The sequence below is a fragment of the Streptomyces longisporoflavus genome (assembly GCF_014649775.1).
GTDB lineage: Bacteria > Actinomycetota > Actinomycetes > Streptomycetales > Streptomycetaceae > Streptomyces > Streptomyces longisporoflavus.
On record NZ_BMTR01000003.1, the window covers coordinates 75,082 to 101,625 of the forward strand.

Sequence of the window (26,544 nt, forward strand, 5' to 3'; positions counted from 1 at the left end):
CGGCAATAGCGCCAACCATGACAACCGGGTGATCGTGATGGCGTTGTGACGTGGCGTCATGAGCTGCGGGGCAGAGCTACAGAAGGGACGGCACCTGATCCGCGGCGACGGAGCGGGCGGCACGCTCCAACGCGCTGGCGAGCAACGCCAAGTCCGTGGGTCCGTTGCCGAGTTCGCGGACGGGCCGCCGCGCCGGCGGATCCCCCATCCGCTCCCACTCCAGCGGGACGACGGTGGGGCGCAGCGTGGAGGTACGGGGGATACGTCCTGTGACCCGCCCCGCCTGAAAGGGACCCCCCCGCCCCTCGGCGGTACGCAGCTCCCCCCGCCCGGGAGCGGGCTCCTCCGGCCCCGGAGTGACCGCGTCCAGCACGATGCGCAGCGCGGCCCGCCGCCCCAACTCGGTCTCCGGCGTCCGCTCGCTGCGCGCCGTGGTGGCAATCAGATGCACCCCGAGCCGCTCGCCGTCCCTGGCGACAGCCTCGAGCGCCCGCACGACGGACCCCGCCGCGGGCCGGCCCGGCGACCCGAGCGCGGGCGAGAGCAGCGCGTCGAAGTCATCGACGAGTACGACGAGCCGAGGCAGCGGAGGCCCCGGCTCGGCTCCCTTGCGCGCGGCGGCGACGGGCCGCAGCCGCATGGTGGAACTCGGCGGCGGATCAAGATCGTCCCCGCCGCCCCCGTTGCTTCCGCTGCTTCCACTGCCCACGGCGACCCCGACAGCCCCGCTCCGCCCGGCGGCCCGGGGCGCCTGCGCGTGCCACTCCGCGAAGCCCAGCCGACCGAGGAGCTCGGCCCGCCGCTTCAGCTCGGCGGTCAGTGACTGGGCGAACTCCCGCATGCGGACCGGGTCGTTGGCGGCGAGATGCGTGGTGACGTGCGGCAGGTCCGTACAGACCGCGAGGCCTTCGACCAGCCGGATGTTCGCACCGTTCGTCCCGCCGCCCCCGCTGCCCGTGCTGTCACGCCCGTCGATCAGGACCATGCCGAGCCGGTCGGGGCGCTCCGCCGCGGCCAGCGACGCGGCGACGGACCGCAGCAGTTCCGTACGACCGCTCCCCGAAGGGCCCTCGGCAAGTACGTGCGGGCCCTCGGCGGCGAGGTCCATGACGACAGGCCCGCGCGGCCCCGCGCCGAGCACCGCCCAGGCCCGCCCGCCCAGCGCCTCCGCGTCATCGGCGGCAGCGGCCCACCGTGCCATGAGTGACGCGGGGGTGGCCCGCGCGAGCCCCAACTCGTCCAGAAGCCGGGCCATTTGAGGCAACGGAGCGGACACGCGCGCGTGGCCGTCGCCGGGCGCCCCGTCCGTACGGAAAGGCGCCAGGGCCCGCGCGAACCGCTCGGCCCAGGCCTGTGAGACCGCGTCCACCGCGGCGACGGTGCCGTACCCGGCGGGGTGGCCGTCCACGGTCCGCAGCAGCCGCAGGGCGGTGGCCACGTCACCGCTGAGCAGCGCGACCGCACCGCAGGAGCGGAAGGCGGGCGACACGGAGCAGGCGGCTTCGTACGTGGCGGAGACCGGCGACGCGGGCGACGCGGCGGGCGTCTCCGCAAGGCAGACGACATGGATTCCGGCGTCGGCCCCGTCCCGCGCGAGGCGCGCCACGGCTTCCCGCAGTCCGGCCGACCCCGGATCGCCGTCCACCACGACGACGGCGCGGGGCCCGGGGTCCGGAGCGATGCCGACCGCGGGGTCGTCGGCGGCGGACGCCTTGTCCGCGGCGTAGTCGTCGAGGCGGCGCAGCAGCTCTCCCGTGCGGGCCGCGGCCTGCTCGCGGTCGTAGGCGAGGAGGAGGCGGCAGTCCTGGCCGTGCGTGGGCCGCAGATGCGGGAGCCAGCCGAGCCAGGACCACTCGGCGGTGCGTTCCTGTACGGACCGCGCGCGGTCCGTGCTGAGCAGCACGATCTCCAGGGCGTCGGGGGAGTGCATGGCCGCGAGCTGGGCGATGACGGCGCGGGCGAGCCCGGCGAGCCGTCCGCGCGGTCCCGCGAGGCCGAGCGCGCCGGCCTCCCGCAGGCTGACCGTCACGGGGACGGCGGGCAGCAGGCCGCGCTCGTCCGGAGCCGTGCGGTCGACCGTGCCGAGCCGGACCGCGAGCGCTTCGGGGTGGCCCGGCCCGCGCTCCCAGAGCCGGGGGCCGGGACCGAGAGCCGTGAGCAGCAGGGCCGCCGGATCGGGCCAGGTCTCCGGGGTCCGTGCGGCGGCGGCCACCGCGAGGTCCTCGGGGGTGGGGCCCGCCGGTTCCGGGGACACGGCGTGGCTCCCCGTCCCGTACGGATCGTCCTCGTGCTCGCCCTGGCCGGCTTGGCCGTACTCGTCGTCGCGGGCGCCCGTGAGCCGCCGGGCCCAGGCCGAGAGCCCGCCGCGCTTCCGGAGGGCGCGGGGCACGGTCGTGCCGCGCGCGGGGGTGCCGGTGCGGGCGCTCTCGGCGTCCGGGGCGCCGCCCTGCTGGGGCACCATCGGCGCGTCGGCGAGGGAGGTCCGGCCGTACGCCCCTTGTGTGCCGTACGCCTCCTCCGCTCCGTATGCCCCGCTCCGGCTGTCCTCGTCCGTGCCGGGGAAGGGAGTGGAGCCGTACGCGTGACGGGTGTCCTCGGAGGGGGTGCGGCCCGCTCCGGGGGGCGCGCTCAGGGGGTTGCCGCCGCTCGCGGTGACCCGCACGCGCACGTGCCCCTCGCCGTCCGGGGCCGTCGGCAGCACGCCGCCCGTGCCGTCACCGGCGGTGAGCCGCAGCGCGGACTCGCCGAGCCGCAGCAGGGAGCCGGGGGTCAGATGCACCGGGCGGTCGGTGATGTCGCGGCCGTCCACCGTCGTGCCGTTCGTGGACCCCAGGTCCGTGACGGTGACCCGGCCGTCCGGGGCGAGCGTCACCGCGCAGTGCAGCCGCGAGACGTCCGGGTCGTCCAGCGGGACGTCCGCGTCGGCGGAGCGGCCCACGCGGATCTGGCCGCCGTGCAGGAGATGCACCCCGCCCGCGTCCGGCCCAGCGACCACGTGCAACTGGGCGGCGGCGCCCGCGAGTTCGGGGCCCGGCTCGGCGGGGGAGCCGAGCGAGAGCACCGCTCCGTCGATCAGCGGGGGCTCCCCGACGGTGCAGCGCTGGGCGTCGAGCCGCTCCGACTCCGCGTACAGGACGAGGGGGCCTTCGCCGCCCGCGACAGCGGTGGCGAGACCCGACGCGACGGTGGCGAGCGCGGTCCCGGCAGGGGCGGTGACCAGCACGTCGACGGCGTCACGGGGCACGGCAGGGCGGCCTTCGGACTCGGCGGTCTGGCCGCTGCGCGGCCCGAGGACGGTCAGCCGGATCTGCATCGCCGTCAGCGGTCCCTTCTGCCCTTGCCGCCGGGCACGGGGACCCGCGCTGTACTCGCGCTGTGATTCCCCCCACCGCACACGGCCACGTCGGCCAGTAACAAGAAGGCATCTTCGCACCTGCCACTGACAACACGCCCGGCGGCCACCATTAAGTGATCTTGATTGGTCGGCTCTGCTCGGAAAAGTGCCTGCTTGGACCGTTGCGATCGGCGGTCAGCGCATCGTGACGAAGGTCAATTCGACGCCCGTCGGCAACCAACGGCGACACTGGGGCGTCTTTCCAGCGAACAGCTGTCCGGTCACCCGGCGACCGGGCCGGAACGAGATCGGAATGAGACCGGCCGGTGCCCCGTTCGGCGGCATTAGAGTGGGTCGGAACATCCTCCGGCGGGTAGCCGGGTCCGGACAGATCAGCGACAGACCAGCCAGATCAGCAGATCAGCAGGGAGCATGACGTGCGGCCGGTAGGCAGCAAGTACCTGCTCGAGGAGCCGCTCGGGCGCGGCGCCACGGGCACCGTCTGGCGAGCCCGCCAGCGCGAGACCGCGGGTGCGGAGGCATCGGTCCCCGGCCAGCCCGGCGAGACCGTCGCGATCAAGGTCCTCAAGGAGGAGCTCGCCAACGACGCGGACATCGTGATGCGCTTCCTGCGCGAGCGATCGGTCCTGCTCAGGCTCACGCACCCGAACATCGTGCGGACCCGTGACCTGGTCGTCGAGGGGGAGCTCCTGGCCCTCGTCATGGACCTGGTCGAAGGCCCCGACCTGCACCGCTACCTCCGCGAGAACGGCCCGTTCACGCCGGTCGGTGCTGCCCTCATGACCGCCCAGATCGCCGACGCCCTTGCCGCGAGCCACGCGGACGGAGTCGTGCACCGCGACCTGAAGCCCGCGAACGTCCTGCTCAAGCAGGATGCCGACGGCTCGATGCACCCGATGCTCACCGACTTCGGCATCGCGCGCCTCGCCGACTCGCCGGGCCTGACCCGCACCCACGAATTCGTCGGTACGCCCGCGTACGTGGCGCCCGAGTCCGCCGAGGGCCGCCCGCAGACCAGCGCCGTCGACATCTACGGCGCGGGCATCCTCCTGTACGAGCTCGTCACCGGCAGCCCGCCCTTCGGCGGCGGCTCGGCCCTGGAAGTCCTGCACCAGCACCTGAGCGCCGAACCGCGCCGCCCCTCCACGGTCCCCGACCCGCTGTGGACGGTCATCGAACGCTGCCTCAGCAAGAACCCCGACCACCGCCCCAGCGCCGAGAACCTCGCGCGCGGCCTGCGGGCCGTCGCGGACGGCGTCGGCGTGCACGCGTCCAGCGCGCAGATCGCCGCGGCGGAGGGCGTGGGCGCCCTCCTCATGCCCGACCCGTCGCCCGCCGCCGTGCCGGGCACGGCCGGCGCGGCCGACCCCACCCAGGTCCTGCCGAACAACGCGGGTTCGTACGACCCGAACGCGGCGACGAGCGTCATGCAGAACACCGGCGGCTCCGGCGACGCCGACCCGACGTCGGTGCTCCCCACCGGAAGCCGCGGCGCGGCCGACCCGACGGCGGTCATGCCGCCGGTGCCGCCGAACCAGCCCGGCGGCGACCCGAACGACCCGCACCCCTGGCAGAACCAGATGCGGGCGGCCCGCGACCGCAACGAGCAGACGCAGGTCCAGGCGTACATGGACCCGAACGACGACCCGCTGCGCCGCCGCCCCCAGCGCCAGGTGGCCCGCCCGCAGCAGCAGCCGCAGCAACGTCAGCAGCAGTACGCGCCGCAGCAGCAGCGTCCCGCGCAGCGCCGGCAGCAGTACGCACCGCAGCAGCAGCCCCAGCCCCAGCAGCAGTACGCGCCACCGCCGCAGCAGACGCCGCCCCAGCAGCCGCCCGCGGGACGCCCGCCGCGCGAGCCGAGGCAGCGCGGCTCGAACCCGAACCGGATGAAGATCCCGGGGCTCGGCTGCCTCAAGGGCTGCCTCTTCACGATCATCATCCTCTTCGTGGCGAGCTGGCTCGTCTGGGAGCTGAGCCCGCTCCAGGAGTGGATCGGCACGACGAAGGGCTACTGGGACCAGCTGACGGACTGGTACGACACGGTCGCCGGCTGGATGGGCAAACTGAGCGGCAAGTAGCGGCTCAGCGGTCAGTGATGGGCGAATCCCCTCCCGACCCCGGGGATTTGTCGACACCCGCAGGGTGATTTCCGCTCCTGGAGTGAAGGTTGGCGTCGAGGCCGCGTAGCTTTGTCGCCAACACGCATCCGTAGGAGCAGTCTTGGCACGCAAGATCGGCAGCCGGTACACCGCCCACCAGATCCTTGGTCGGGGCAGCGCCGGCACGGTGTGGCTCGGCGAGGGACCCGAGGGCCCCGTCGCCATCAAGCTGCTGCGCGAGGACCTGGCATCCGACCAGGAACTCGTCGGCCGCTTCGTCCAGGAGCGCACGGCGCTGCTCAGCCTCGACCACGCGCGCGTGGTGGGCGTCCACGACCTGGTGGTCGACGGCAACGACCTCGCCCTGGTCATGGACCTGGTCCGGGGCACGGACCTGCGCACCCGCCTCGACCGTGAGCGGCGCCTGGCCCCGGAGGCGGCGGTGGCGATCGTCGCGGACGTCGCCGACGGCCTCGCCGCGGCACACGCGGCGGGCATCGTGCACCGTGACGTGAAGCCGGAGAACGTCCTGCTCGACATGCAGGGCCCGCTGGGTCCCGGCGGCTCGCACCCCGCGCTGCTCACGGACTTCGGCGTCGCGAAACTGATCGATTCCCCGCGCAGGACCCGCGCGACGAAGATCATCGGTACGCCGGACTACCTCGCCCCGGAGATCATCGAGGGCCTCCCGCCGCGCGCGGCCGTCGACATCTACGCCCTCGCCACCGTCCTGTACGAGCTCCTCGCGGGCTTCACGCCCTTCGGCGGAGGCCACCCCGGAGCGATCCTGCGCCGGCACGTGACGGAAACGGTTGTGCCGCTCCCCGGCATCCCGGACGAGCTCTGGCAGCTGATGGTCCAGTGCCTGGCGAAGGCCCCCGCGTCCCGCCTGCGCGCCTCGGAGCTCGCGGCGCGCCTGCGGGAGCTGCAGCCGCTGGTGGCGGGGATGCCGCCGCTCGACGTGGACGAGCCGGACACGGAGCCGGCCGCGGAGGAGGCGGAGGAGGAGCCCGCGCCCGAGCCGACGCCGGGTGCCCCGCGCCGCGGAGCCGTCCCCCTCGTCCCCCGTTCGTCCCCCGACTCGAACCGCGACACCCACACCTCCATGCGCGTCCCCGGCCCCGACGAGCTCGCCGGCGGCGCCAGGGGTACGGCCCGTGCGCCCCGCGCGTCCGGCGCGGCCCGTCCCGGCTCGGCCCGCCACCGCGCCTCGGCCCGCCGCCGCAGGATCACGCTCGGCGTGGCGGGAGCGGTCCTGGCGGCCGCGGCGGGCATCGGCACATGGGCCGCCACGAGCGGCGATGACGCGGACGCGGGCCCTCAGGACACGAACAACTCGTCCCCCTCAACGCCGTAGCCCCCCGGCACGTACCTGCTGCCCGCCGGTCCGGATCTTGCGGTCACTCCCCGCCTGCGGCCCTCCTGGCCCGGCGCTTCGCGCCGGATCTCTCCCACCCGCCCGCCCGATTACCCGGAGTCACGGCCGGGCCCCGCGCCCCCGCCAGGCCCGCAGGGCAAGCCCCCGGGGCACCCGGAGAGATCCGCACCCCGGGCCGGGAGGCCGAACCGCTTGCGTCCAGCCGTTAGGCTGGTCCCGTGGCAGTCGTCGATGTATCCGAAGAGCTCAAGTCCCTCTCCTCGACCATGGAGTCGATCGAGGCCGTCCTGGACCTCGACAAGCTGAGGGCAGACATCGCTGCGCTCGAGGAGCAGGCAGCCGCGCCGTCCCTGTGGGACGACCCGGAAGCGGCCCAGAAGATCACCAGCAAGCTGAGCCACCTCCAGGCGGAGGTGCGAAAGGCCGAGGCCCTGCGCGGGCGCATCGACGATCTCGGCGTGCTCTTCGAGATGGCCGAGGAGGAGGACGACCCGGACACCCGCGCCGAGGCCGAGACCGAGCTCACCGCCGTCAAGAAGGCGTTGGACGAGATGGAAGTCCGCACACTCCTCTCCGGCGAGTACGACGCCCGTGAGGCGCTCGTCACCATCCGCGCGGAGGCCGGCGGCGTGGACGCCTCCGACTTCGCCGAGAAGCTGCAGCGCATGTACCTGCGCTGGGCCGAGCGCCACGGCTACAAGACGGAGCTCTACGAAACCTCGTACGCGGAAGAGGCCGGCATCAAGTCGACCACCTTCGCCGTCCAGGTCCCGTACGCCTACGGAACGCTCTCGGTCGAGCAGGGCACCCACCGCCTCGTCCGCATCTCGCCCTTCGACAACCAGGGCCGCCGCCAGACGTCCTTCGCCGGAGTCGAGATCCTCCCGGTGGTCGAGCAGACCGACCACATCGAGATCGACGAGTCCGAGCTGCGCATCGACGTCTACCGCTCCTCGGGCCCCGGCGGCCAGGGCGTGAACACGACCGACTCCGCGGTCCGCCTGACGCACCTCCCGACCGGCATCGTGGTCTCCTGTCAGAACGAGCGCTCGCAGATCCAGAACAAGGCGAGCGCGATGAACGTCCTCCAGGCCAAGCTCCTCGAGCGCCGCCGCCAGGAGGAGCAGGCGAAGATGAACGCCCTCAAGGGGGACGGCGGCAACTCCTGGGGCAACCAGATGCGTTCGTACGTCCTGCACCCGTACCAAATGGTCAAGGACCTGCGCACGGAGTTCGAAGTGGGCAATCCCGAGTCCGTGTTCAACGGCGAGATCGACGGTTTCCTCGAGGCCGGAATTCGCTGGCGCAAGCAGCAGGAGAAGTAAGCGCCGCTTTATCGACAAGGCAACTGCCGCCCCAGAGGCGGCAGTTGCCTTTTACGTCACAGTCACATCTCCGTACGCCGGTCAACTGCTGCTATTTCCGACATCGCAGGCGCAACGACCTTGACGCCGCTCCGGAAACTGGAAAGGCTATCGAGCGGCATGCGTATCTCTGGGGCGCGTGTGATCTGTGGGGGCGGATTCAGCGCTCCCGACGAAACGCAGTCCCGGACGCTGCCTCACTGACGATTCAGCTACTGGGGGTAGCAGCCAGATGACCAAGAAGACGCGTATCCGCGTAGCGCGCATAGCGGCCGGCGCGGTGATCGCCGCCGGTGCTTCGCTGACCGCCGCGGGTGCCGCCTCGGCCCTTGACGTCGGCGTCGACCTCGGCGGCGGTGTGGGCGCCAGCGCCAGCGCCGACGAGAACGGCATCGGAGTCGACGTCGGCCTCGGCGGCGACGACGAGACCGAGGGCCCCACCGACCCCACCACTCCGCCCACGGAGATCCCCGAGGACCCGGACCCGACCGAGGGCCCGACGGACCCGACGGTGCCGCCGACGGACGAGCCCACGGAGCCCACCGAGGAGCCGACGGAGCCCACCGAGGACCCGGACCCCACCACCGACCCGACCGACCCGGGCACGCCCACCGAGGACCCCAGCGACCCCGGTAACGGCAACGGCACGGGTGGCGGCAACGGCACCGGTGGCAACGACAACGACCCCGACGGCGGCTCCAACCCCGTCGAGCAGGGCAAGGGCAAGGACAGCCTGACCGACACGGGCTCCACCCCGGTCGAGCAGGGTGACAAGGCCGAGAAGGGCGAGCTCGCCGAGACGGGCGCCGCCGAGACCACGTTCCTGCTTATCGGTGCCGCGACCATGATCGCCGGCGGCATCGGCTTCCGCGTTCTGCCGCGCTTCGTCGGCAACCGCGGCGCCGCTGCCTGATAACGGGCACCGGCACGGCATGACATGAAAGAAGGGCCCGGAGCGACTGCTCCGGGCCCTTCTGATGTCCTGGCACGCGCCTCGGCGCGCTCCGGGCGGCGCGCTAAGCGGTCTGGTGAGCCAGCAGGGCCATCGCCGCTATCAGCACGACGAGCACGCCTATCAGAGCCGCTGGGCTGAGGCCGCCGAACGGTCCCTCCTGCTGCAGGCGCTCGCGGCTGGCCCGGCACACGGGGCAGCGGCCTTCACTCACGGGCCCCGCGCAGTTCGCGCACACCAACCTGTCATGGGTCATGCGCTTCTCCTCCCGCACAGTTACAGCCTGCCCAACGCTAGAGGGAACCCAACCGTTCCCCCTACCACTGTGCCAGCTTCCACGAGTTTCGGCGCGGCCCGCCCGTCCTCGTCGGTTTCCGACTGTTACGTTCCGTGGTATATCCGCGACAATTCGCGCAACTCAGGACGCTGACTGCGCTCGCACACCGGCTTCGCGTATGGTCACGCTCACCTACCCCCGGCGACCCGTGGTGCATCCGTGATCCGATTCGACAACGTCTCCAAGGCCTACCCCAAGCAGACCCGGCCCGCCCTCCGGGATGTCTCCCTGGAGATCGAAAAGGGCGAGTTCGTCTTCCTGGTGGGCTCCTCCGGCTCCGGAAAGTCCACCTTCCTGCGTCTTGTCCTGCGCGAAGAGCGCACCAGCCACGGCCAGGTGCACGTCCTCGGCAAGGACCTCGCGCGCCTCTCCAACTTCAAGGTGCCGCACATGCGGCGCCAGTTGGGCACCGTCTTCCAGGACTTCCGGCTCCTTCCGAACAAGACCGTCGGCGAGAACGTCGCCTTCGCGCAGGAAGTCATCGGCAAGTCCCGCGGCGAGATCCGCAAGTCCGTTCCCCAGGTCCTCGACCTCGTCGGTCTCGGCGGCAAAGAGGACCGGATGCCCGGCGAGCTCTCCGGCGGTGAGCAGCAGCGGGTGGCGATCGCGCGAGCCTTCGTCAACCGCCCCAAGCTCCTGATCGCCGACGAGCCGACCGGCAACCTCGACCCGCAGACGTCGGTCGGCATCATGAAGCTGCTCGACCGGATCAACCGGACCGGCACCACCGTCGTCATGGCGACCCACGACCAGCAGATCGTGGACCAGATGCGCAAGCGGGTCATCGAGCTGGAGAAGGGCCGTCTCGTGCGCGACCAGTCGCGCGGCGTTTACGGCTACCAGCACTGACGACCCGTACTGATCCACTGAAAGGACGCCATGCGCGCCCAGTTCGTCCTGTCGGAGATCGGCGTCGGTCTCCGCCGTAATCTCACGATGACCTTCGCGGTCATCGTCTCCGTCGCCCTCTCGCTCGCCCTGTTCGGCGGCTCGTTGCTCATGCGCGACCAGGTGAGCACGATGAAGGGCTTCTGGTACGACAAGGTCAACGTCTCGATCTTCCTCTGCAACAAGGCCGATGCGGAGCAGGACCCGAAGTGCGCCAAGGGCGCCGTCACGAACGAGCAGAAGGAGCAGGTCAAGACCGACCTGCAGAAGATGCCCGTCGTGCAGAAGGTCGAGTACGAATCGGCGGACGAGGCCTACAAGCACTACAAGGAGCAGTTCGGCGACTCCCCGCTGTCCAGCTCGCTGACGCCGGACCAGATGCAGGAGTCGTACCGCATCAAGCTGAAGGACCCGGAGAAGTACCAGGTCGTCGCGACCGCCTTCTCGGGGCGTGACGGCGTGCAGTCCGTGCAGGACCAGAAGGGCATCCTGGAGAACCTCTTCGGACTGCTCAACGGCATGAACTGGGCGGCGCTCGCGGTGATGGCGCTGATGCTCGTGGTGGCGCTGATGCTGATCGTCAACACGGTGCGCGTTTCCGCGTTCAGCCGGAGACGTGAAACCGGCATCATGCGGCTCGTCGGAGCGTCGAGCTTCTACATCCAGGCGCCGTTCATCATGGAGGCCGCCGTCGCCGGTCTCATCGGCGGAGCCTTCGCCTGCGGCATGCTCCTCGTGGGCCGCTACTTCATCATCGACCACGGTCTCGCGCTCTCCGAGAAGCTGAATCTGATCAACTTCATCGGGTGGGACGCGGTCCTGGCCAAATTGCCGCTCGTGCTCGCCATCAGCCTGCTGATGCCCGCGCTGGCCGCGTTCTTCGCGTTGCGCAAGTACCTGAAGGTGTGACAAAACCCGCCTGCGCACCGGGGCGTCGTACGGTTCAACCGACCGTGCGGCGCCCTTCGTTGTCCTAGACTCACCGGCATGTCAGGCCCCGACCGGTTCTGCGAACTGCTCTCCCGGCCCCGCCGCATCCGCCGCGGGGCGACCCTGACATTGGTGTTCGCGAGTGTGCTCGCCACCGGCGCGGCCACCGGGTCCTGGGACGAGGCGGCCGGCGAAGGCCGGAAGTCGCCTGCCCTGTCCACCCGCTCCGTCTCCTCCTCCGGTGACGCCTCCTCCGGTGACGCCGCCACCGAGGCGGCCGACGCCGCGGCCGAGGCGATGGCCGACGGCAAGTCCGGCAAGAAGGCCGCGGAGGAAGCCGTCAGCCGCAGCGGCGACCGCTGGGGATCGGTCTACTCCCCGGCGGAGTACCAGGAGTTCGAGCAGTCCCTCGACGGCGCGTACACCGGCGTCGGTCTCTGGGCCAGGCGCGCGTCCGACGGGCGCATCGAGGTGTCGAGGGTCCAGCGCGGCGGCCCCGCGGGACAGGCGGGCATCCGCGAGGGCGACCAGCTCAGGAGCATCGACGGCAAGCGGGTCGCGGGGCTTCCGGTGACCGAGGTCGTGTCGTTGCTGCGGGGTACCCGCGCGGGCAGCCCGGTCGAGCTCGGCCTGAAGCGGGGCACGCGCGCGTGGAGCGAGACACTGCACCGGGCCCGCCTCTCCACGGACGACGTCACGGTCACGAAGCTCGCGGGCGGCGCCGTCATGATCAAGGTCGAGGCTTTCACCAAGGGCGCCGGCGAGCGCGTACGTTCCGCGGTGCGTGACGCCCCCGAAGGCGCCGGGATCCTGCTCGACCTGCGCGGCAACTCCGGCGGACTGGTGTCGGAGGCGGTCACCGCCGCTTCGGGGCTCGTCGACGGCGGCCTGGTGGCCACGTACGACGTACGCGGCGAGCAGAAGGCCCTGCACGCCGAGCGGGGCGGTGACACCACCAGACCCGTGGTCGCCCTGGTCGACGGCGGCACGATGAGCGCGGCCGAATTGCTCACGGGCGCCCTCCAGGATCGCGGCCGGGCGGTCGTGGTGGGCTCGAAGACCTTCGGCAAGGGCTCGGTCCAGATGCCGAGCCGGCTGCCCGACGGTTCGGTCGCCGAGCTGACGGTCGGGCACTACCGCACCCCTTCGGGGCAGGCGGTCGACGGGCGTGGCATCACCCCGGACCTGGAGGTCGAAGGCGGCGCCGAAAAGCGGGCCGAGACAGTATTGACTGGCCTCGGACCCCCCTCGTAGTGCGAAAATGGCCGCACTATGGCGAAGGAAAAGGTAAAGCGCAAGGCCGCTAAGGCCGCTGAGAAGGCCCCTGCCCGGAAGATCGTCGCGCAGAACAAGAAGGCGCGGCACGACTACCACATCCTCGACACGTACGAGTGCGGCCTCGTCCTGATGGGCACCGAGGTCAAGTCGCTGCGGATGGGCCGGGCGTCCCTGGTGGACGGCTTCGTGCACATCGACCACGGCGAGGCGTGGCTGCACAACATCCACGTCCCGGAGTACGTGCAGGGCACCTGGACGAACCACTCCGCCACGCGGAAGCGCAAGCTCCTGCTGCACCGTGCGGAGATCGACAAGCTGGAGTCCAAGTCACAGGAGACGGGCCACACGATCGTGCCTCTGACCCTGTACTTCAAGGACAGCAGGGTCAAGGTCGAGATCGCCCTGGCCAAGGGCAAGAAGGAGTACGACAAGCGCCAGACGCTCAAGGAGAAGCAGGACCTGCGCGAGACGAACCGCGCGATCGCGGAGGTCAAGAAGCGCCAGCGCAGCGCCTAGCCCGCGAGGCCGATGGGCGCCCGTGGGCCCTGACGGGCCGCGCGGGAATTGGCTGGCATCGTCGTGCGTTGGTCAAGTACGATGGGCACTGCCCCGCACAGCCGGGGCGTGGATTGAGCAGTATCTAATTCAATAGTGGCAAACATGGGGATGATCGGTTTCGACAGCGGATGTCGAAGCAGGGGAAGCGAGCCGAGGAAGCGACAATGATCTCGTAAACCACATGTCGCAACCAATAATCGCCAATTCCAAGAGCGATTCCCAGTCCTTCGCCCTCGCTGCTTAATTAGCAGTGAGTGAAGGACCCTTAATGGGTGTCAGCCCGGGAGTGTTCCCGACCCGGATCCTGGCATAATCTAGGGAACTAAACCATCGAGCCCGGTCACGGGGTTCGATGGGAAATCAAACAGTGACTGGGCCCGTCGGAGACTTGTTCGCGAGATCACCGGGGCCGAGAAAATCGAAGCGAACTGCGCTCGGAGAAGCCCTCCTTTTGCACCGTTGGACGCGGGTTCGATTCCCGCCATCTCCACAATTCCCATGTTGAGGACAGAGCCCCCCGGCCACCCGCCGGGGGGCTCTTTCCGTGTGCGGGGACCGGAACCGGCGGATGTACCGCGCAAAGGTCTGCCCGAGGGGCCGGCGCGGGCACATCCTCTCGGCATGTGACTCGTTACTGCCTGCGAGTGCAGGTTCCCCCTCGGCCGGGCGCGCAGTGGCTCCGTCGAGTACGCAAGTGCAGGAGGCAGTCGCTTGGATGCCACCGTCACTCTTTTCGGCTCCCTTCTCGCCAGCCTCGGAGTTCTGGGCGCGGCAGTGGTGGCCTATCTCGGCAAGCGCGGCGAGAACGCGCTCACCGGATACTCCAGCCTCACGGAGAGACTCCAGACCGAGCGGGACAGACTGGAGCGGCAGGTCGCCGAACGCGACGAGAAATTAGCCGAGTTAAACGCTCTGCACGTCCATGACCAGAGTGAGATCGCCCGGCTGCTCATCGACAACCAACGGCTCGGAGGCACTCCGTGAGCAAGCTCGAGCGGATTCTGGCCCACCGTTGGCGCAGCGTGTTCCTCGTCTGCGTGCTGGTCGCGCTCTGCGGGGTCGCGGCGGTTCTGTGGGCCCGCATCGACGCCGGTGACCGCCGTGCCGATCAGTTGGCCACCGAGGCGGACCGGCGCGGGGAGGCCGTGTCGACGCTTGCCAGGGACGTACGGACCTTGCGCGCGCAGGTCCGCTCCCACGGCGACACCCCGGCAGCGCCGGACCCCTCCGACGCCGTCGACGACCTCGTGTCGCGGGAGCGGGTGCCAGCCCCGACGCCTGGTTCGCCCGGCGCGGCCGGCGCGGACGGCACGGACGGGAAGCCGGGCCGGCAGGGCGAGAAGGGGGCCGGTGGCCGCAACGGCGACCAGGGCGATACGGGGGAGCCCGGTGAGCCGGGACAGACCGGGGCCGCCGGGGCGGACGGCGAACAGGGCCCGGAGGGCCCCGCGGGGGCGGCGGGGGCGGCGGGGCCGCCGGGCTCGGACGGTGCGAGGGGCTCGGACGGTGCGAAGGGCACCGACGGTGCGGGCGGTGCCGCGGGCCCCGAAGGCCCTGCGGGGCCCATGGGACCCGCGGGCCCGCGCGGCGAACGCGGGCCCAGGGGCGAGACGGGCGAGGCGGGTTCCCCCTGCCCCGAGGGCTACAGCCTCCAGCAGCCGCCCGGCGACCCCGACGCCTTGGTCTGCCGCCGGGCCGGCGTAACCCCCACCGACCCGGCCCCCGCACTCCTCCTGCTGGCCGCAACACTGCCCCGCTGCCGCAGGACGCCGGGGGGCGGCGGGCTGAGGGCGGGCGGGCCGGAGGCAGGGACGCGGTACGCGCCGGGCTGAGAGCGGGCAGGCGGGTTGGGGGCGGGGCGACGCGCTGGGCTGAGAGGGGGCAGGCGGCCAGGCGGGCCGGAGGCGGGCATGCCGTATGCGCCGGGCTGAGAGCGGGCAGGCGGGCTGGGGCGCCGTACGCGCCGGGTCGGGCTGGGGGCAGGGGCGCCGTGCGCGTCGGGCTGAGGGTGCGGGCGGGTGGGCCGAGGGCGGGGAGTCCGTACGCGTCAGGTCGGGCTGGGGACGGGGACTCCGTGCGCGGCGGGGCGGAGGTGGGGGCTCCGTGCGTGGTGGGCCGGCGGATTTCGGTGGGCGTGTATGTGTCCGGAGTGGGGGCTGTTGCGGGGCGGTGGAGTCCGGGATGCTGCTGGGTCATGAGTAGACCCGTGAGACGCGTCAACGCCCGTATGCGCCACTGGATCTGGCCCGCCGTGCTCGGCGTCGCGGCGGCCACCCTCTCCGTCAGTTCGCCCGCCGGGGCGGACTCCGACCGCAGCGGCCTGCCCGAAGCCATCGACACCATCCTCGGGGACCCCCGGATGGAGGGCGGCGCGGCGAGCGTCGTCGTCGCCGACGCCGCGTCAGGTGACGTGCTCTACCAGCACCTGCCCAGCGGGCGCCTGATGCCCGCGTCCAACACCAAGCTGCTCACCTCGGCGGCGGCCATGGAGCGGCTCGGGCCCGACCACCGCTTCACCACCGACGTGCTCACCGACGGCGAGCGCAAAGGCCGCGTGCTCTCCGGCGACCTCTACCTGCGCGGCACCGGTGACCCGACGACACTGGCCGAGGACTACGACCGACTCGCCGCGAAGATCGCCGACTCGGGCGTCCGGCGGGTCTCGGGGCGCCTGGTCGCGGACGACACCCGGTTCGACGACAAACGCATCGGCGACACCTGGGCCGGCGACGACGAATTCGCGTACTACGCCGCCCAGATCTCCGCACTCAGCGTCGCCCCGGACACCGACTACGACACCGGCACGGTCATCGTCGAGGCCACGCCCGGCGCGAAGGCCGGGGACAAGCCGAAGGTGACGGTGACCCCGAAGACGGACTACGTGGACGTCGACAACAGTGCGAAGACTGTCCCCTCGGGTGGCGAGGACACGCTCACCATCGAGCGTGAGCACGGGACGAACACCATCACGGTCACCGGGACCGTTCCCGTGGGAGGCGGTGCCACCAAGGAGTGGATCAGCGTATGGGAGCCGACCGGATACGCCGCCGCGATCTTCCGGGACGCCCTTGAGGCACACGGAGTACGGGTGAGCGGGCCGACCAAGGCCGGGATCGCCACACCCGAGGGCGCGCGGCAGCTCGCCTCGCACGACTCCATGCCGCTGAAGGAGCTGATGATCCCCTTCATGAAGCTCTCCAACAACATGCACGCGGAGAACCTCACGAAGACGATGGGCTACGAGGCGACCGGGCGGCCGGGAAACTGGCCGGACGGACTCGCCGCCATCGGCGCCTATTTGAAGTCCGCAGACGTCGACCCCGGCAAGCTGCGCCACGTCGACGGCTCCGGGCTCTCCCGCAAGAACAACGTCCCCGCCGACCAGCTGATCAAGCTGCTGCTCTCGGCGAAGGGCGAGCCCTGGTACGCCGATTGGTACAAGTCCCTTCCGGTGGCCTGCGGCCCGGGCAAGTCCGTCGGCGGGACCCTGCGCACGCGGATGTGCGGGACTCCGGCGGCTCTCAACGTACGGGCGAAGACGGGGTCGTTGACCGGGGCGTCCGCCCTTTCGGGGTACGTGAAGGACGCGGGCGGGCGTGAGCTGGTGTTCAGCATCATCCTGAACAACTATCTGCCCTCTTCGGTGAAGGCCCTGGAGGACGCGATCGTCGTGACGCTCGCCGAGTCGACCGAGGACAAGGCCGTACTGGTCAGGCCGCGCTCCGAGCGCGGGGCCGAGCCGAGCGGGGACCTGGAGTGCTCGTGGCGCAAGCCCGCGCGATGCTGAGCAGCAGCGCGCAGCACGCGGCGGCGACCGGGACCCCGTAACCCTCGGTGGCCCCGAGGTGCTCCACCACCCAGCCGCCCCCGGCGGCGCCGCACGCGATGCCCCCGAGGAGACCGGTGACGGCGAGGGTCATGCCCTCGTTCAACCGGCCCTCGGGGGTGCGCTCCTGGACCAGGGTCATGCCGGTGACCATCGTCGGGGCCGTCGCCATTCCGGCGACGAGGAGGGCCCCGGCGAGCACAAGGAGCGAGCCGGTGAGCGTGGCGGCCAGGAGCGGCAGCGTCATCAGGGCCGCCATCGCGCCGGTGCACAGGATGTGGCGGCGGCGCATCGGCCCGCTCGGCTTGAGCGTCCCGTAAAGGAGCCCTGCGGCGCAGGAGCCCGCTGCCTGGAGGGCGAGGATCGCGCCCGCGGCTGCTTTGTGGCCCCGGTCGTCGGCGTAGGCGATCGTCACGACCTCCATGGAGCCGAAGACGGCGCCGGTCGCGAGGAAGGCGGCGAGCAGGACCGGCATCCCGCGCGCGTGGAGGGGCGATTTCCCCTTCGTGGCGGTACGTCCCCGTGGCGGCGGTTCCGTCGTGCGCTGGGCGGCGAAGAGCAGGACGCCGGTCAGGAGCAGTACGACGCCGACGAGGGTGCCCGCCTCCGGGAAGAACGTGCCGCACAGGAAGGCGGCGATGACGGGCCCGAGCATGAAGCACAGCTCGTCCGCGGCCTGCTCGAAGGAGTTGGCGGTGTGCACGGCCCGCTTGTCGTCCCGCAGGAGGTGCGCCCAGCGCGCCCGGGACATGCCGCCGGTGTTGGGGGTCGTGGCCGTCGCGGCGTACGAGGCGAACAGGGTCCAGTCGGGCGCTCCGTAGCGCACGCAGAGCAGCAGCGAGAGCGAGCCGAGCGCGGCGATCGCGGTGGCCGGGACGGCGATACGGGCCTGGCCGTGACGGTCCACGAGGCGGGCGGTCCAGGGCGCGACGACGGCGGTCGCCGCGAGGCCGGTGGCGGTGACGGCGCCGGCGAGCGCGTACGACCCGCGGGCCCGGGCGATCATGATGACGGCGCTCACGCTGAACATCCCCATGGGGAGGCGGGCGATGAGGTTGCCGATGGTGAAGGCGGTGGCCCCGGGTATGCGGAAGAGGCGGGCGTAGGGATTGCGGCGGCGGGGGACAGGGGGTCCGGCGGCGGGGCGGCCGGGCGGACGGGGTCCGGCGGGGCGGCTGGGTCCAGAGGGCACAGAGGGCACAGAGGGCTCGGCGGGCGGCATGGGACAACCCTCACCGGGGAGCCGGCGCGGGGTCCAACACCTTCTGCGGTCCGACTCACGCACTCCCGTTGTAAGTTCCCGGAGTGACAGCAGACCCCCGTATACCCCGCGACGTGGAACCCCGCCTCCTGCGCGCCTTCGTGGCCGTCTCCGAAGAGCTGCACTTCACGCGGGCCGCCGCCGCACTGTACGTCGCCCAGCAGGCGCTGAGCCGCGATGTGCGGCGCCTGGAGCGGGAGTTGGGCGCCGAGCTGTTCGTACGGACGACGCGGCAGGTCACACTGACGGCCGAGGGCGAGCGGCTCCTTCCGTACGCGCGGCGGGTGCTCGAAGCACAGGACGACCTGGCGGCGGCCTTCGCGCGCGGCACGGGGAGCGGCTCCGCGGCCCGTCCGCTGCTCGTGGACCTGAACAGCCCGGGACTCATCAGCGGGCGCGTCCTGGAGCGGGCCCGCGCACTCGCCCCGCAGTGCGAGCTGATGGCCCGCTACGAGAGCGGCCTCACCGGGGCCGCCGCCGAGATGCTGGCCGGGCGGCTCGACGTCTCCTTCGGGCGGTACGCGGGGCTCGAACCGGCCCTGCGCTCCCGGCTCGCCCAGCAGCCCGTACGGTACGAGCCGATGGCGATCCTGCTGCCGCTCGATCACCCCTTGGCCGAGCTTGACGAGGTGCCGCTCGGGGCGCTCGCGGGGGAGAGCGTGTACGCGGGGGCGGGCAATCCGCGGACGCTGGAGTGGACCGACCTGGCGCATCGCCTCTTCGAAGGGCGCGGCATCGAGGTGGCGGCGCCCGCTCCGCTCGCGGTGGGGCCCGAGGAGTTCGGGCGGATCATGGCCAAGAACCGCAACCCCGTGCTCGCCGCCGTGGACTTTCCGGCCATGCCCGAGTCGGTCCTGCGGCCCCTGATCGACCCCGTGCCGCTGTCACCGGTGTCGTTGGTGTGGAGAAGGGGGCTCGCGCACCCCGGTCTCGACGCTCTGCGCGCCGCCGCGGCCGAGCTCGCCGCGGCCGGGGGATGGCTGCGCAGGCCCGAGGACAGTTGGGTTCCGGCCATGGATAAGCCCGGCATGACGTGAGTCACGGCTGGCGGATTAGTACGACTGTCACTGCGGTGCGCTACATTCATGGTCCGGGCGCGGTGTGATAGGGGGGCGCTCGGGTCGGGTGGGGGCCCGGTCCGACGGCAAGTTGCCCGGAGTCGTGCGCGCCCGAGTCAGGTTATGTGGGGGGTTGTGCGTACGCATGGAGAATTGGCGAGAAGGTGCCCTACCGGAACACACCCATGATCCGAACGAAGTCACCGTTCAGATCGACGGGGTGGGCCGGCAGCTGGCGGAGCTGGCCGCCGAGAACGGCCAGGACGCGCCGGACGGGCCGGTTTTCGTCGACGAGTCGGGTCGCCGCAGCCGGAGATACCGCCGGATAGGCGTGCTCGTCGGCATAGCCTGCGCCGTGTACGCGATGATCATCGTCGGCACCCTGCTCTCGGGCAACTCCAGCGCACCCTGGCTGCCGCTCGACGCCAAGGACGACAAGCCGGCCGGCAGGGTGGACACCCCGAACCGCCCCGATGACCCGCTCGACCCCTCGGCCTCGCCCGGCACCACACCGTCCCCCGGCGCGTCGGAGAGCGGCACCACCGCTCCCGCCACCGGCGGCAAGGACTCCGCCGACCCGGACGCCCCGGACGACGGCAGGACCGAGCCCGGCGACAAGCCGGACCCCGACCCCACGGGTGACGACAAGCCCGACCCCGACCCGACGGGCGGCAACAGCGGCGGCGGCGGGAACCCCGACCCGACCGACGACCCCCCGAAGCCGGACCCCGATCCGGAGCCGTCCGACGACCCCTCCACGCCTGACCCCGACCCCACCACCTCGGCCCCCGGCGGCACCGCCGGAGCCGGTGGCGAGGTCCCCGTGGCGCAGTCCGCCGCCGATCAACAGTCCCCGCTGCGCGCACAGGCGGCCGTCTATCAGTCCCCCCAGAGCGCAGGCCAGCAGCCCTCGGAGGGCGCACAGCGATGAACACCCGCTCGAAGAGGGGCCGGTCCGCCGGCTCCCGTCACAGTCACGCCCAGCCCCGGGGCGGCGGCAGCGGCCATGCCCAGCCGCGCGGAGGCGGAGGCGGCGGCCGGCGCCGCGCGCAGCCGGCCCGCGGCGCCAAGCGGCGCAGGGTCCCGCTGCGTTATCTCCTGCCGCTGCTCCTCCTGGTCGCCCTGATGGCGATGCTGATGCTGCGCGGCTACACGCACAGCGAGATCCTCGCCGACCACCGCGTGCGCCCGCCCGCCGCCACCGACCAGGTCCCGAAGAAGATCCTGGAGGACGGCGGCCCGGTCATCGACACGCGCGGCGGCCACGAGGGCACGCTGAGCGTCCCCGACCACCGGCTCGTGCTGACCTTCGACGACGGCCCGGACCCGGAGTGGACCCCCAAGGTCCTCGACGTACTGAAGAAGCACGGCGCGCACGGCGTCTTCTTCGTCACGGGCACGATGGCCTCGCGCTACCCCGACCTCGTCGAGCGCATGGTGGACGAGGGCCACGAAGTCGGCCTGCACACGTTCAACCACCCCGACCTGTCGTACCAGTCCAAGAGCCGTATCGACTGGGAGCTCTCGCAGAACCAGCTCGCCCTCGCGGGCGCCGCTGGCGTGCGCACCTCGCTCTTCCGCCCGCCGTACTCCTCGTTCTCCGACGCCATGGACAACAAGTCCTGGCCGGTGACGAAGTACATAGGCAGCCGCGGCTACCTCACCGTCGTCAACAACACCGACAGCGAGGACTGGAAGCGCCCCGGCGTCGCCGAGATCATCCGCCGCGCCACGCCGAAGAACGGCAACGGCGCGATCGTCCTGATGCACGACTCCGGAGGCGACCGCTCGCAGACGGTCGCCGCGCTGGACACCTTCCTGCCCGGTCTGCAGGACAAGGGCTACAAGTTCACGAACCTCACCGAGGCCCTCGGCGCCCCCAGCGCGCACGCCCCGGTCAGCGGCATCGAGCTCTGGAAGGGCAAGGCCTGGGTCTTCCTGGTCGGCGCGTCGGAGAACATCACCGGCGTACTGGTCGTCGCCCTCGCCGTCATCGGCTCCCTGGTCATGCTCCGCTTCGGCCTGATGCTGCTGCTCTCCGCGGTGCACGCGCGCAAGGTGCGCAAGAAGGGCTTCCGCTGGGGTCCCGACGTCACCGAACCGGTGTCGGTCCTGGTGCCCGCGTACAACGAGGCGAAGTGCATCGAGGCGACGGTCCGCTCCCTCATGACGAGCGACCATCCCATCGAGATCATCGTCATCGACGACGGTTCGTCGGACGGCACCGCGCTGATCGTCGAGGGCCTGCGCCTGCCGAACGTACGCGTCGTGCGCCAGCAGAACGCGGGCAAGCCGGCCGCCCTCAACAGGGGTATAGCCAACGCCCGGTACGACCTCATCGTGATGATGGACGGTGACACGGTCTTCGAGCAGTCGACCGTGCGCGAGCTCGTGCAGCCGTTCGGCGACCCGCGCGTCGGCGCCGTCGCGGGCAACGCGAAGGTCGGCAACAGGGACTCGCTGATCGGCGCCTGGCAGCACATCGAGTACGTGATGGGCTTCAACCTCGACCGCCGGATGTACGACATGCTCGGCTGCATGCCGACCATCCCCGGCGCCGTGGGAGCCTTCCGGCGCTCGGCGCTCGAACGGGTCGGCGGCATGAGCGACGACACGCTCGCCGAGGACACCGACATCACGATGGCGATGCACCGGGACGGCTGGCGCGTCGTGTACGCGGAGAAGGCGCGCGCGTGGACCGAGGCGCCGGAGACGGTGCAGCAGCTGTGGTCGCAGCGTTACCGCTGGTCGTACGGCACGATGCAGGCGATATGGAAGCACCGCCGCTCGGTGATCGAGTCCGGCCCCTCGGGCCGCTTCGGCCGCGTGGGCATGCCGCTGGTCTCCCTCTTCATGGTCCTGGCGCCTCTGCTCGCGCCGTTGATCGACGTGTTCTTGCTGTACGGACTGGTCTTCGGCCCCACCCAGAAGACGATCGTCGCGTGGCTCGGCGTGCTCGCCGTCCAGGCGGTGTGCGCGGCGTACGCCTTCCGGCTCGACCGCGAACGCATGACCCATCTGATCTCGCTGCCCCTCCAGCAGATCCTCTACCGGCAGCTGATGTACGTCGTGCTGCTGCAGTCCTGGATCACCGCCCTGACCGGAGGCCGTCTGCGCTGGCAGAAGCTCCGGCGCACGGGAGTCCTGGGAAACCAGCCCTCTATTCCGCAGCAGCGGACGGGCAGCCCTGATCGGAGGCCCGTCGCATGACCTATCCCCAGCAGCCCACGCGCCCGACGAAGCCCGGGTATCCCGAGCAGCCGGGGCATCCCGTGGAGCCCGGATATCACACACAACCCATGCAGCCCGCGCAGCCGATGCAGCCCACGCAGCAGCTGCCGCAGGTGCCGCCGCCTCCGGGCCTGAGGAATCACGCGCCGGCGCAGCATGGTCCGGCGGGTCCCGGCATGAGGGCTCCGGGCGTGGGGGCTCCCGGCACGGCGGCTCCCGGTATGGGGGTGACGCCGGTGGGCCCGGCGACCCCGGAAGCCCCGGCGGCTCCCAAGAAGCCGGGCCGGGACCGCTACTTCGACGTACTGCGCTCGCTCGCCCTGGTGCGCGTCGTCATCTACCACCTGTTCGGCTGGGCCTGGCTGACCATCCTCTTCCCGTCCATGGGCGTGATGTTCGCGCTCGCGGGCGCGCTGATGGCCCGCTCGCTGAAGCGCCCCGCGTGGGGCGTGATCAGGGGCCGAATACGCCGACTGCTCCCGCCGATGTGGGCGTTCAGCGCGGTAGCGCTGTTCCTCCTCTTCTACGGCGGCTGGAACGTGAGCAAGGACCCGGACCACGGGGGCACGTGGGGCCTGGTCAGCATGGTCAACTACGTCTTCCCGATCGGTGCCCCGCCCTTCCCCTGGCACATCGGCGACAAGGCGGGCCTCCTGGAGGACACCTGGCCGGCCCAGGCGGCGGGCCCCCTCTGGTACCTCCGCGCGTACCTCTGGTTCGTCATCGCCTCGCCCCTCCTGCTGTGGGCGTTCCGCCGGGTGCCGTGGGCGACCCTGTTCGCGCCGCTCGCGCTGACGGCGGTGCTCGCCACGGAGATCGTCAAGATCCCCGGCGAGACGGGCAACGCGGTCTCGGACTTCGCGGTGTACGGCAGCTGCTGGGTGCTCGGCATGGCCCACCAGGAGGGTGTACTCGCCCGCGTCCCGCGCTATGTGGCGGTGTCGGTCTCGGCGCTGATCATGGCCTTCGGCCTGTGGTGGGCCTCGGGCCATCTGGGCCCGGACGGCTGGGACCTGAACGACATCCCGCTGGCCCAGGCGGCCTGGTCCTTCGGTTTCGTGGTCATCCTCTTCCAGTACTCCCCGTCCTGGCAGGAGCTGCCGGGCCGCCTGAAGCGCTGGGACAAGCTGATCACCCTCTCCAACAACCGAGCGGTGACGATCTACCTCTGGCACAACCTGCTGATCATGGCCACGGTGCCGCTCATCGACCTGGCGTACGACCTGCCGTTCATGGAGGACGAGCAGTGGAGCTCGGCCCTGGACACCACGTACATGCTGTGGATGACGGTCCTGGTCTGGCCGCTGATCGGCCTGATGGTGATGGCGGTGGGCTGGATCGAGGACATCGCGGCGAAGCGGAGTCCGAGGCTGTGGCCGGACGGTTCGAAGCCGTCCAAGCCGCGCGATTCTGCGGGTAAGGCCGCCCCCAAGGCCAGGCGGGCTGCTCCGAGGGGCGGCGGGGGCGGCTCGCACCGGGGCTGACCCGTTGCTCGATTGCCGCTCAGTACCCGGCGGTGAAGCGGGTGCGGTGGTGCTTGGGGCGTTCGGCCTCGTCCAGGAGCGCCACCGCGAGGTCCTCCATGGAGATGGCGGAGTTGCCGTCGGCGTCGACGATCAGCTCGTCGGCGCCGAGCCGGTAGCCGCCGGTGCGGACGCCCGGTTCGAGCAGGGCGGACGGGCTCAGGTACGCCCAGTCGACGTCGGTGCCGGTGGTGCGGACGGCGTCGAACTGGGCGTTGGAGGCCAGCGCGATGTGCCGCCAGGCGGCGGGCACGAAGGCGGGATCATCGACGGCGAGCACGCCGCCGCTGCCGGGCACGGTCAGACTCCCGGCTCCGCCGACGATCAGCAGCCGTACGCCGGTCTCGTGCAGCCCGGCGAGCAGCGCCCGGCTGATGGCGGCGTGTGACGACGACTCGGCCTCGCGGCCGGGGGCGGGTCTGGTGGCGTTCACGACGAGATCCTGCCCGGCGCTCAACTCGGCCACCTGCTCCGGGACCCCGGCGTCACCGACGCGGTGCGTGGCGTCGGGATGCAGCTCGCCGAAGCGGGCGGGGTCGCGGACGACCGCGGTGACGTCGTGGCCGCGGGTGAGGGCTTCGGCGACGACACGGCTGCCGACGTTGCCGGCGGCTCCGAAGACGGTGATGCGCATGGGTCTGCTCCTTGGGTTGCCGGTACGGGGGCGGGGTGGGCCGGGGGCGCGGTGGGCCGGTTGGGGTTACGGGCGCCGCGGGGCCGGCGCCCGGCGCCCCTGCCCGACCAGCACACTGGCGACGACGAGCACGAGTCCGCCCACCTGCCAGAGGGTGAGGGTCTGGCCCAGCAGGAGCAGCCCGGCGAGGGTGGCGACGACGGGATTGGTCAGCCCGAGGAACGCCACGGAGGAGGCGGGAAGCCGCTCGATGCCGCGGAACCAGAGGGCGTACGCGACGGCGGTGCCGATGATGCCGAGGTAGGCGTACCCGGCGAGGTTGGCCCCGGTGAAGTGGTCCGGGACACCTTCGAAGCCGAGGGCGACGGGGGCGAGTACCAGCCCGCCCGCGGTGAGTTGCCACCCGGTGAGGGCGAGCAGCGACACACCTTCGGGCCGTCCCCAGCGCTTGCTGAGTACGACGGCGAGGGCCATCAGAGTCGTGGCGACCAGCATGGCCGCGATCCCCGCGAGGTCGAAGGAGGCGCTGCCGCGCAGGACGAGCAGCGCGACGCCGACGACACCGACGAGCCCGGCGGTCAACGTACGCCGGGTGGGCCGCACCTTGAGCAAACTCACCCCGAAGCCGGCGACGAGCAGCGGCATGACGGCGCTGATGGTCGATGCGACGCCGCCGGGAAGGTGATAGGCGCCGAAGAACAGCAGCGGAAAGAAGGCGCCGAAGTTGAGCAGCCCGAGCACGCCCGCCTTCCACCACCAGTCACCGGTGGGGAGCCGCCGGGTGAGGGCGAGCAGGATGAGCCCGGCGGGCAGCGCGCGCAGGGCCGCGGCGAGCAGGGGGCGGTCCGGCGGCAGGAGTTCGGTGGTGGTGACGTAGGTGGTGCCCCAGGTGGCGGGGCCGATGGCGGCGAGGCCTGCGGCGGCGAGAGCGTGGGCCCGCGGCGCTGAAGCGGGGTGGCCCTGACGGGCGGGGTGACGTACGGCGCGTGCGAGGTCTGCTTGTTGCTGTTGCTGTTGCTGTTGTTGCTGGCTGCGGACGGACATGGTGGCTCCCCCTCGGCTCAACTCTGCTCAACGCTGTTATTCTCAACGTTGAGATAAATATGGCCCCGTGGGTCTGCGAACGTCAAGTATCTCAACATTGAGAGATTGGGTGAGGGGAGAGTCATGGTGGACCCCAAGGGGCTGGCGTCGACGGCGTCCACGGATGCCGACGCGATCGACGAACTGCGTGCGCAGTGGCACAGGGAGCGCCCGGACATGGACGCGGCGAGTCTGGACGCGATGGCTCTGGTGGGCCGCATCAAACGGGCGGACCATCTGCTGAGCAAGGGGATGAAGCCGATCTTCGCGGAACACGGCCTGGAGTTCCCGGAGTTCGACGTCCTGGCGACCCTGCGCCGGGTGGGCGCCCCGCACGAACTGACGGCGGGCGGCCTCCTGAAGTCGGCCATGGTGACGTCGGGCGCCATCACCAACCGCCTCGACAAGCTGGAACGCAAGGGCCTGATCGAACGCCGCCCGGACCCGTCCGACCGCCGAGCGATCCGAGTCCGCCTGACAGAGGCGGGCCGCGAACTGGTCGACCGAGCGGTGGTGGACCACGTGGCGAACGAGGAGCGGATGCTGGGGGCGCTGTCGGCGGAGGAGCGGGGGGCGTTGGACGGGGCGCTGCGGAGGCTGCTGGTGTCGCTGGGGGACACGCATCTGGGGTGAGCCCGCTACGAGGTAGTGGGCCTCCGTGCAGAGGGTGGCGCCGCGTCAATGAGTGGGCTTTTCGCCGGGGGCCTCATGTGGTGCGCCGCCTTGACGGTGCTGGTGTCCTGCCGCCGAAGAAGTCTCGCCTCCCATGGGCGATGGGGTGTGGACGTG

General features: G+C 71.5%; 21 protein-coding genes and 1 other RNA gene. 17 read left to right on the plus strand and 5 right to left on the minus strand.

The features are described from left to right. Positions 1-76: 76 nt before the first annotated feature. Entirely contained in the window at positions 77-3,313 is a 3,237-nt protein-coding gene (locus tag IE226_RS06955; protein ID WP_190080157.1) for an FHA domain-containing protein, read from the minus strand. Between the two features lie 458 nt (positions 3,314-3,771). Between IE226_RS06955 and IE226_RS06960 the strand changes: the two genes are divergently transcribed. The 4 genes from IE226_RS06960 (at position 3,772) to IE226_RS06975 (ending at position 9,109) form a co-directional block, all read left to right on the plus strand. Further along, complete coding sequence (locus IE226_RS06960) at positions 3,772-5,433, plus strand: serine/threonine-protein kinase (RefSeq protein WP_190080158.1); 1,662 nt, start codon at positions 3,772-3,774, stop codon at positions 5,431-5,433. A 142-nt stretch (positions 5,434-5,575) separates the two neighbouring features. Further along, complete coding sequence (locus tag IE226_RS06965) at positions 5,576-6,811, plus strand: serine/threonine-protein kinase (RefSeq protein WP_190080159.1); 1,236 nt, start codon at positions 5,576-5,578, stop codon at positions 6,809-6,811. Between the two features lie 239 nt (positions 6,812-7,050). Further along, on the plus strand, positions 7,051-8,157 hold the full coding sequence (prfB, locus tag IE226_RS06970) for a peptide chain release factor 2 (protein WP_190080160.1): 1,107 nt from the start codon (positions 7,051-7,053) through the stop codon (positions 8,155-8,157). Between the two features lie 271 nt (positions 8,158-8,428). Next, on the plus strand, positions 8,429-9,109 hold the full coding sequence (locus IE226_RS06975) for an LPXTG cell wall anchor domain-containing protein (RefSeq protein ID WP_190080161.1): 681 nt from the start codon (positions 8,429-8,431) through the stop codon (positions 9,107-9,109). Between the two features lie 103 nt (positions 9,110-9,212). On the opposite strand, the gene IE226_RS43995 is transcribed toward IE226_RS06975, so the two are convergent. After that, positions 9,213-9,404: a hypothetical protein gene (locus IE226_RS43995; protein WP_229870592.1), complete on the minus strand. Its 192-nt coding sequence runs from the start codon at positions 9,402-9,404 to the stop codon at positions 9,213-9,215. Between the two features lie 240 nt (positions 9,405-9,644). Between IE226_RS43995 and ftsE the strand changes: the two genes are divergently transcribed. The 8 genes from ftsE (at position 9,645) to dacB (ending at position 16,926) form a co-directional block, all read left to right on the plus strand. Continuing rightward, positions 9,645-10,334 carry a cell division ATP-binding protein FtsE gene (gene ftsE / locus IE226_RS06980; RefSeq protein ID WP_030788113.1) on the plus strand — a complete coding sequence of 230 codons (690 nt, stop codon included), beginning with the start codon at positions 9,645-9,647 and terminating at the stop codon, positions 10,332-10,334. Positions 10,335-10,364: 30 nt separating this feature from the next. Further along, positions 10,365-11,282 (plus strand): permease-like cell division protein FtsX, encoded by a 918-nt coding sequence (ftsX, locus tag IE226_RS06985; protein ID WP_190080162.1) that lies wholly within the window; start codon positions 10,365-10,367, stop codon positions 11,280-11,282. 78 nt (positions 11,283-11,360) lie between these two features. Continuing rightward, positions 11,361-12,557 carry a S41 family peptidase gene (locus IE226_RS06990; RefSeq protein ID WP_190080163.1) on the plus strand — a complete coding sequence of 399 codons (1,197 nt, stop codon included), beginning with the start codon at positions 11,361-11,363 and terminating at the stop codon, positions 12,555-12,557. A gap of 18 nt (positions 12,558-12,575) precedes the next feature. After that, entirely contained in the window at positions 12,576-13,097 is a 522-nt protein-coding gene (gene smpB / locus IE226_RS06995; RefSeq protein WP_190080164.1) for an SsrA-binding protein SmpB, read from the plus strand. 146 nt (positions 13,098-13,243) lie between these two features. Further along, positions 13,244-13,632: a transfer-messenger RNA gene (ssrA, locus tag IE226_RS07000) on the plus strand. Positions 13,633-13,850: 218 nt separating this feature from the next. After that, positions 13,851-14,123: a hypothetical protein gene (locus IE226_RS07005; RefSeq protein WP_190080165.1), complete on the plus strand. Its 273-nt coding sequence runs from the start codon at positions 13,851-13,853 to the stop codon at positions 14,121-14,123. After that, positions 14,120-14,971 carry a collagen-like domain-containing protein gene (locus tag IE226_RS07010; RefSeq protein WP_190080166.1) on the plus strand — a complete coding sequence of 284 codons (852 nt, stop codon included), beginning with the start codon at positions 14,120-14,122 and terminating at the stop codon, positions 14,969-14,971. Before IE226_RS07005 ends, IE226_RS07010 begins: the two co-directional genes overlap by 4 nt. A 362-nt stretch (positions 14,972-15,333) precedes the next feature. Next, the gene (dacB, locus tag IE226_RS07015) at positions 15,334-16,926 is read left to right on the plus strand and encodes a D-alanyl-D-alanine carboxypeptidase/D-alanyl-D-alanine endopeptidase (protein WP_190080167.1); all 1,593 of its coding nucleotides are present in this window, start codon (positions 15,334-15,336) and stop codon (positions 16,924-16,926) included. Here the strand turns inward: dacB and IE226_RS07020 are convergent. Continuing rightward, the gene (locus IE226_RS07020; protein ID WP_190080168.1) at positions 16,850-18,187 is read right to left on the minus strand and encodes an MFS transporter; all 1,338 of its coding nucleotides are present in this window, start codon (positions 18,185-18,187) and stop codon (positions 16,850-16,852) included. The genes dacB and IE226_RS07020 overlap by 77 nt on opposite strands. 83 nt (positions 18,188-18,270) lie before the next feature. On the opposite strand from IE226_RS07020, the gene IE226_RS07025 reads away from it, so the two are divergent. From IE226_RS07025 to IE226_RS07040, 4 genes are all read left to right on the plus strand, one after another. Then, a complete protein-coding gene (locus IE226_RS07025; RefSeq protein WP_308429433.1) occupies positions 18,271-19,263 on the plus strand; it encodes a LysR family transcriptional regulator in 993 nt (330 codons plus the stop codon). A 166-nt stretch (positions 19,264-19,429) separates the two neighbouring features. Continuing rightward, complete coding sequence (locus IE226_RS07030; protein WP_190080169.1) at positions 19,430-20,215, plus strand: hypothetical protein; 786 nt, start codon at positions 19,430-19,432, stop codon at positions 20,213-20,215. Continuing rightward, positions 20,212-22,494 carry a bifunctional polysaccharide deacetylase/glycosyltransferase family 2 protein gene (locus IE226_RS07035; RefSeq protein ID WP_190080170.1) on the plus strand — a complete coding sequence of 761 codons (2,283 nt, stop codon included), beginning with the start codon at positions 20,212-20,214 and terminating at the stop codon, positions 22,492-22,494. Before IE226_RS07030 ends, IE226_RS07035 begins: the two co-directional genes overlap by 4 nt. A 242-nt stretch (positions 22,495-22,736) precedes the next feature. Continuing rightward, a complete protein-coding gene (locus IE226_RS07040) occupies positions 22,737-23,999 on the plus strand; it encodes an acyltransferase family protein (protein WP_229870662.1) in 1,263 nt (420 codons plus the stop codon). Between the two features lie 19 nt (positions 24,000-24,018). Here IE226_RS07040 and IE226_RS07045 read toward each other — a convergent pair whose 3' ends face one another. Both IE226_RS07045 and IE226_RS07050 read right to left on the minus strand, forming a co-directional pair. Then, on the minus strand, positions 24,019-24,672 hold the full coding sequence (locus tag IE226_RS07045) for an NAD(P)-dependent oxidoreductase (protein ID WP_190080171.1): 654 nt from the start codon (positions 24,670-24,672) through the stop codon (positions 24,019-24,021). 66 nt (positions 24,673-24,738) lie between these two features. Continuing rightward, positions 24,739-25,716 (minus strand): EamA family transporter, encoded by a 978-nt coding sequence (locus tag IE226_RS07050; protein WP_190080172.1) that lies wholly within the window; start codon positions 25,714-25,716, stop codon positions 24,739-24,741. A gap of 123 nt (positions 25,717-25,839) precedes the next feature. Between IE226_RS07050 and IE226_RS07055 the strand changes: the two genes are divergently transcribed. Beyond that, positions 25,840-26,388 carry a MarR family winged helix-turn-helix transcriptional regulator gene (locus tag IE226_RS07055; RefSeq protein WP_190080173.1) on the plus strand — a complete coding sequence of 183 codons (549 nt, stop codon included), beginning with the start codon at positions 25,840-25,842 and terminating at the stop codon, positions 26,386-26,388. The last annotated feature ends 156 nt before the right edge of the window (positions 26,389-26,544 follow it).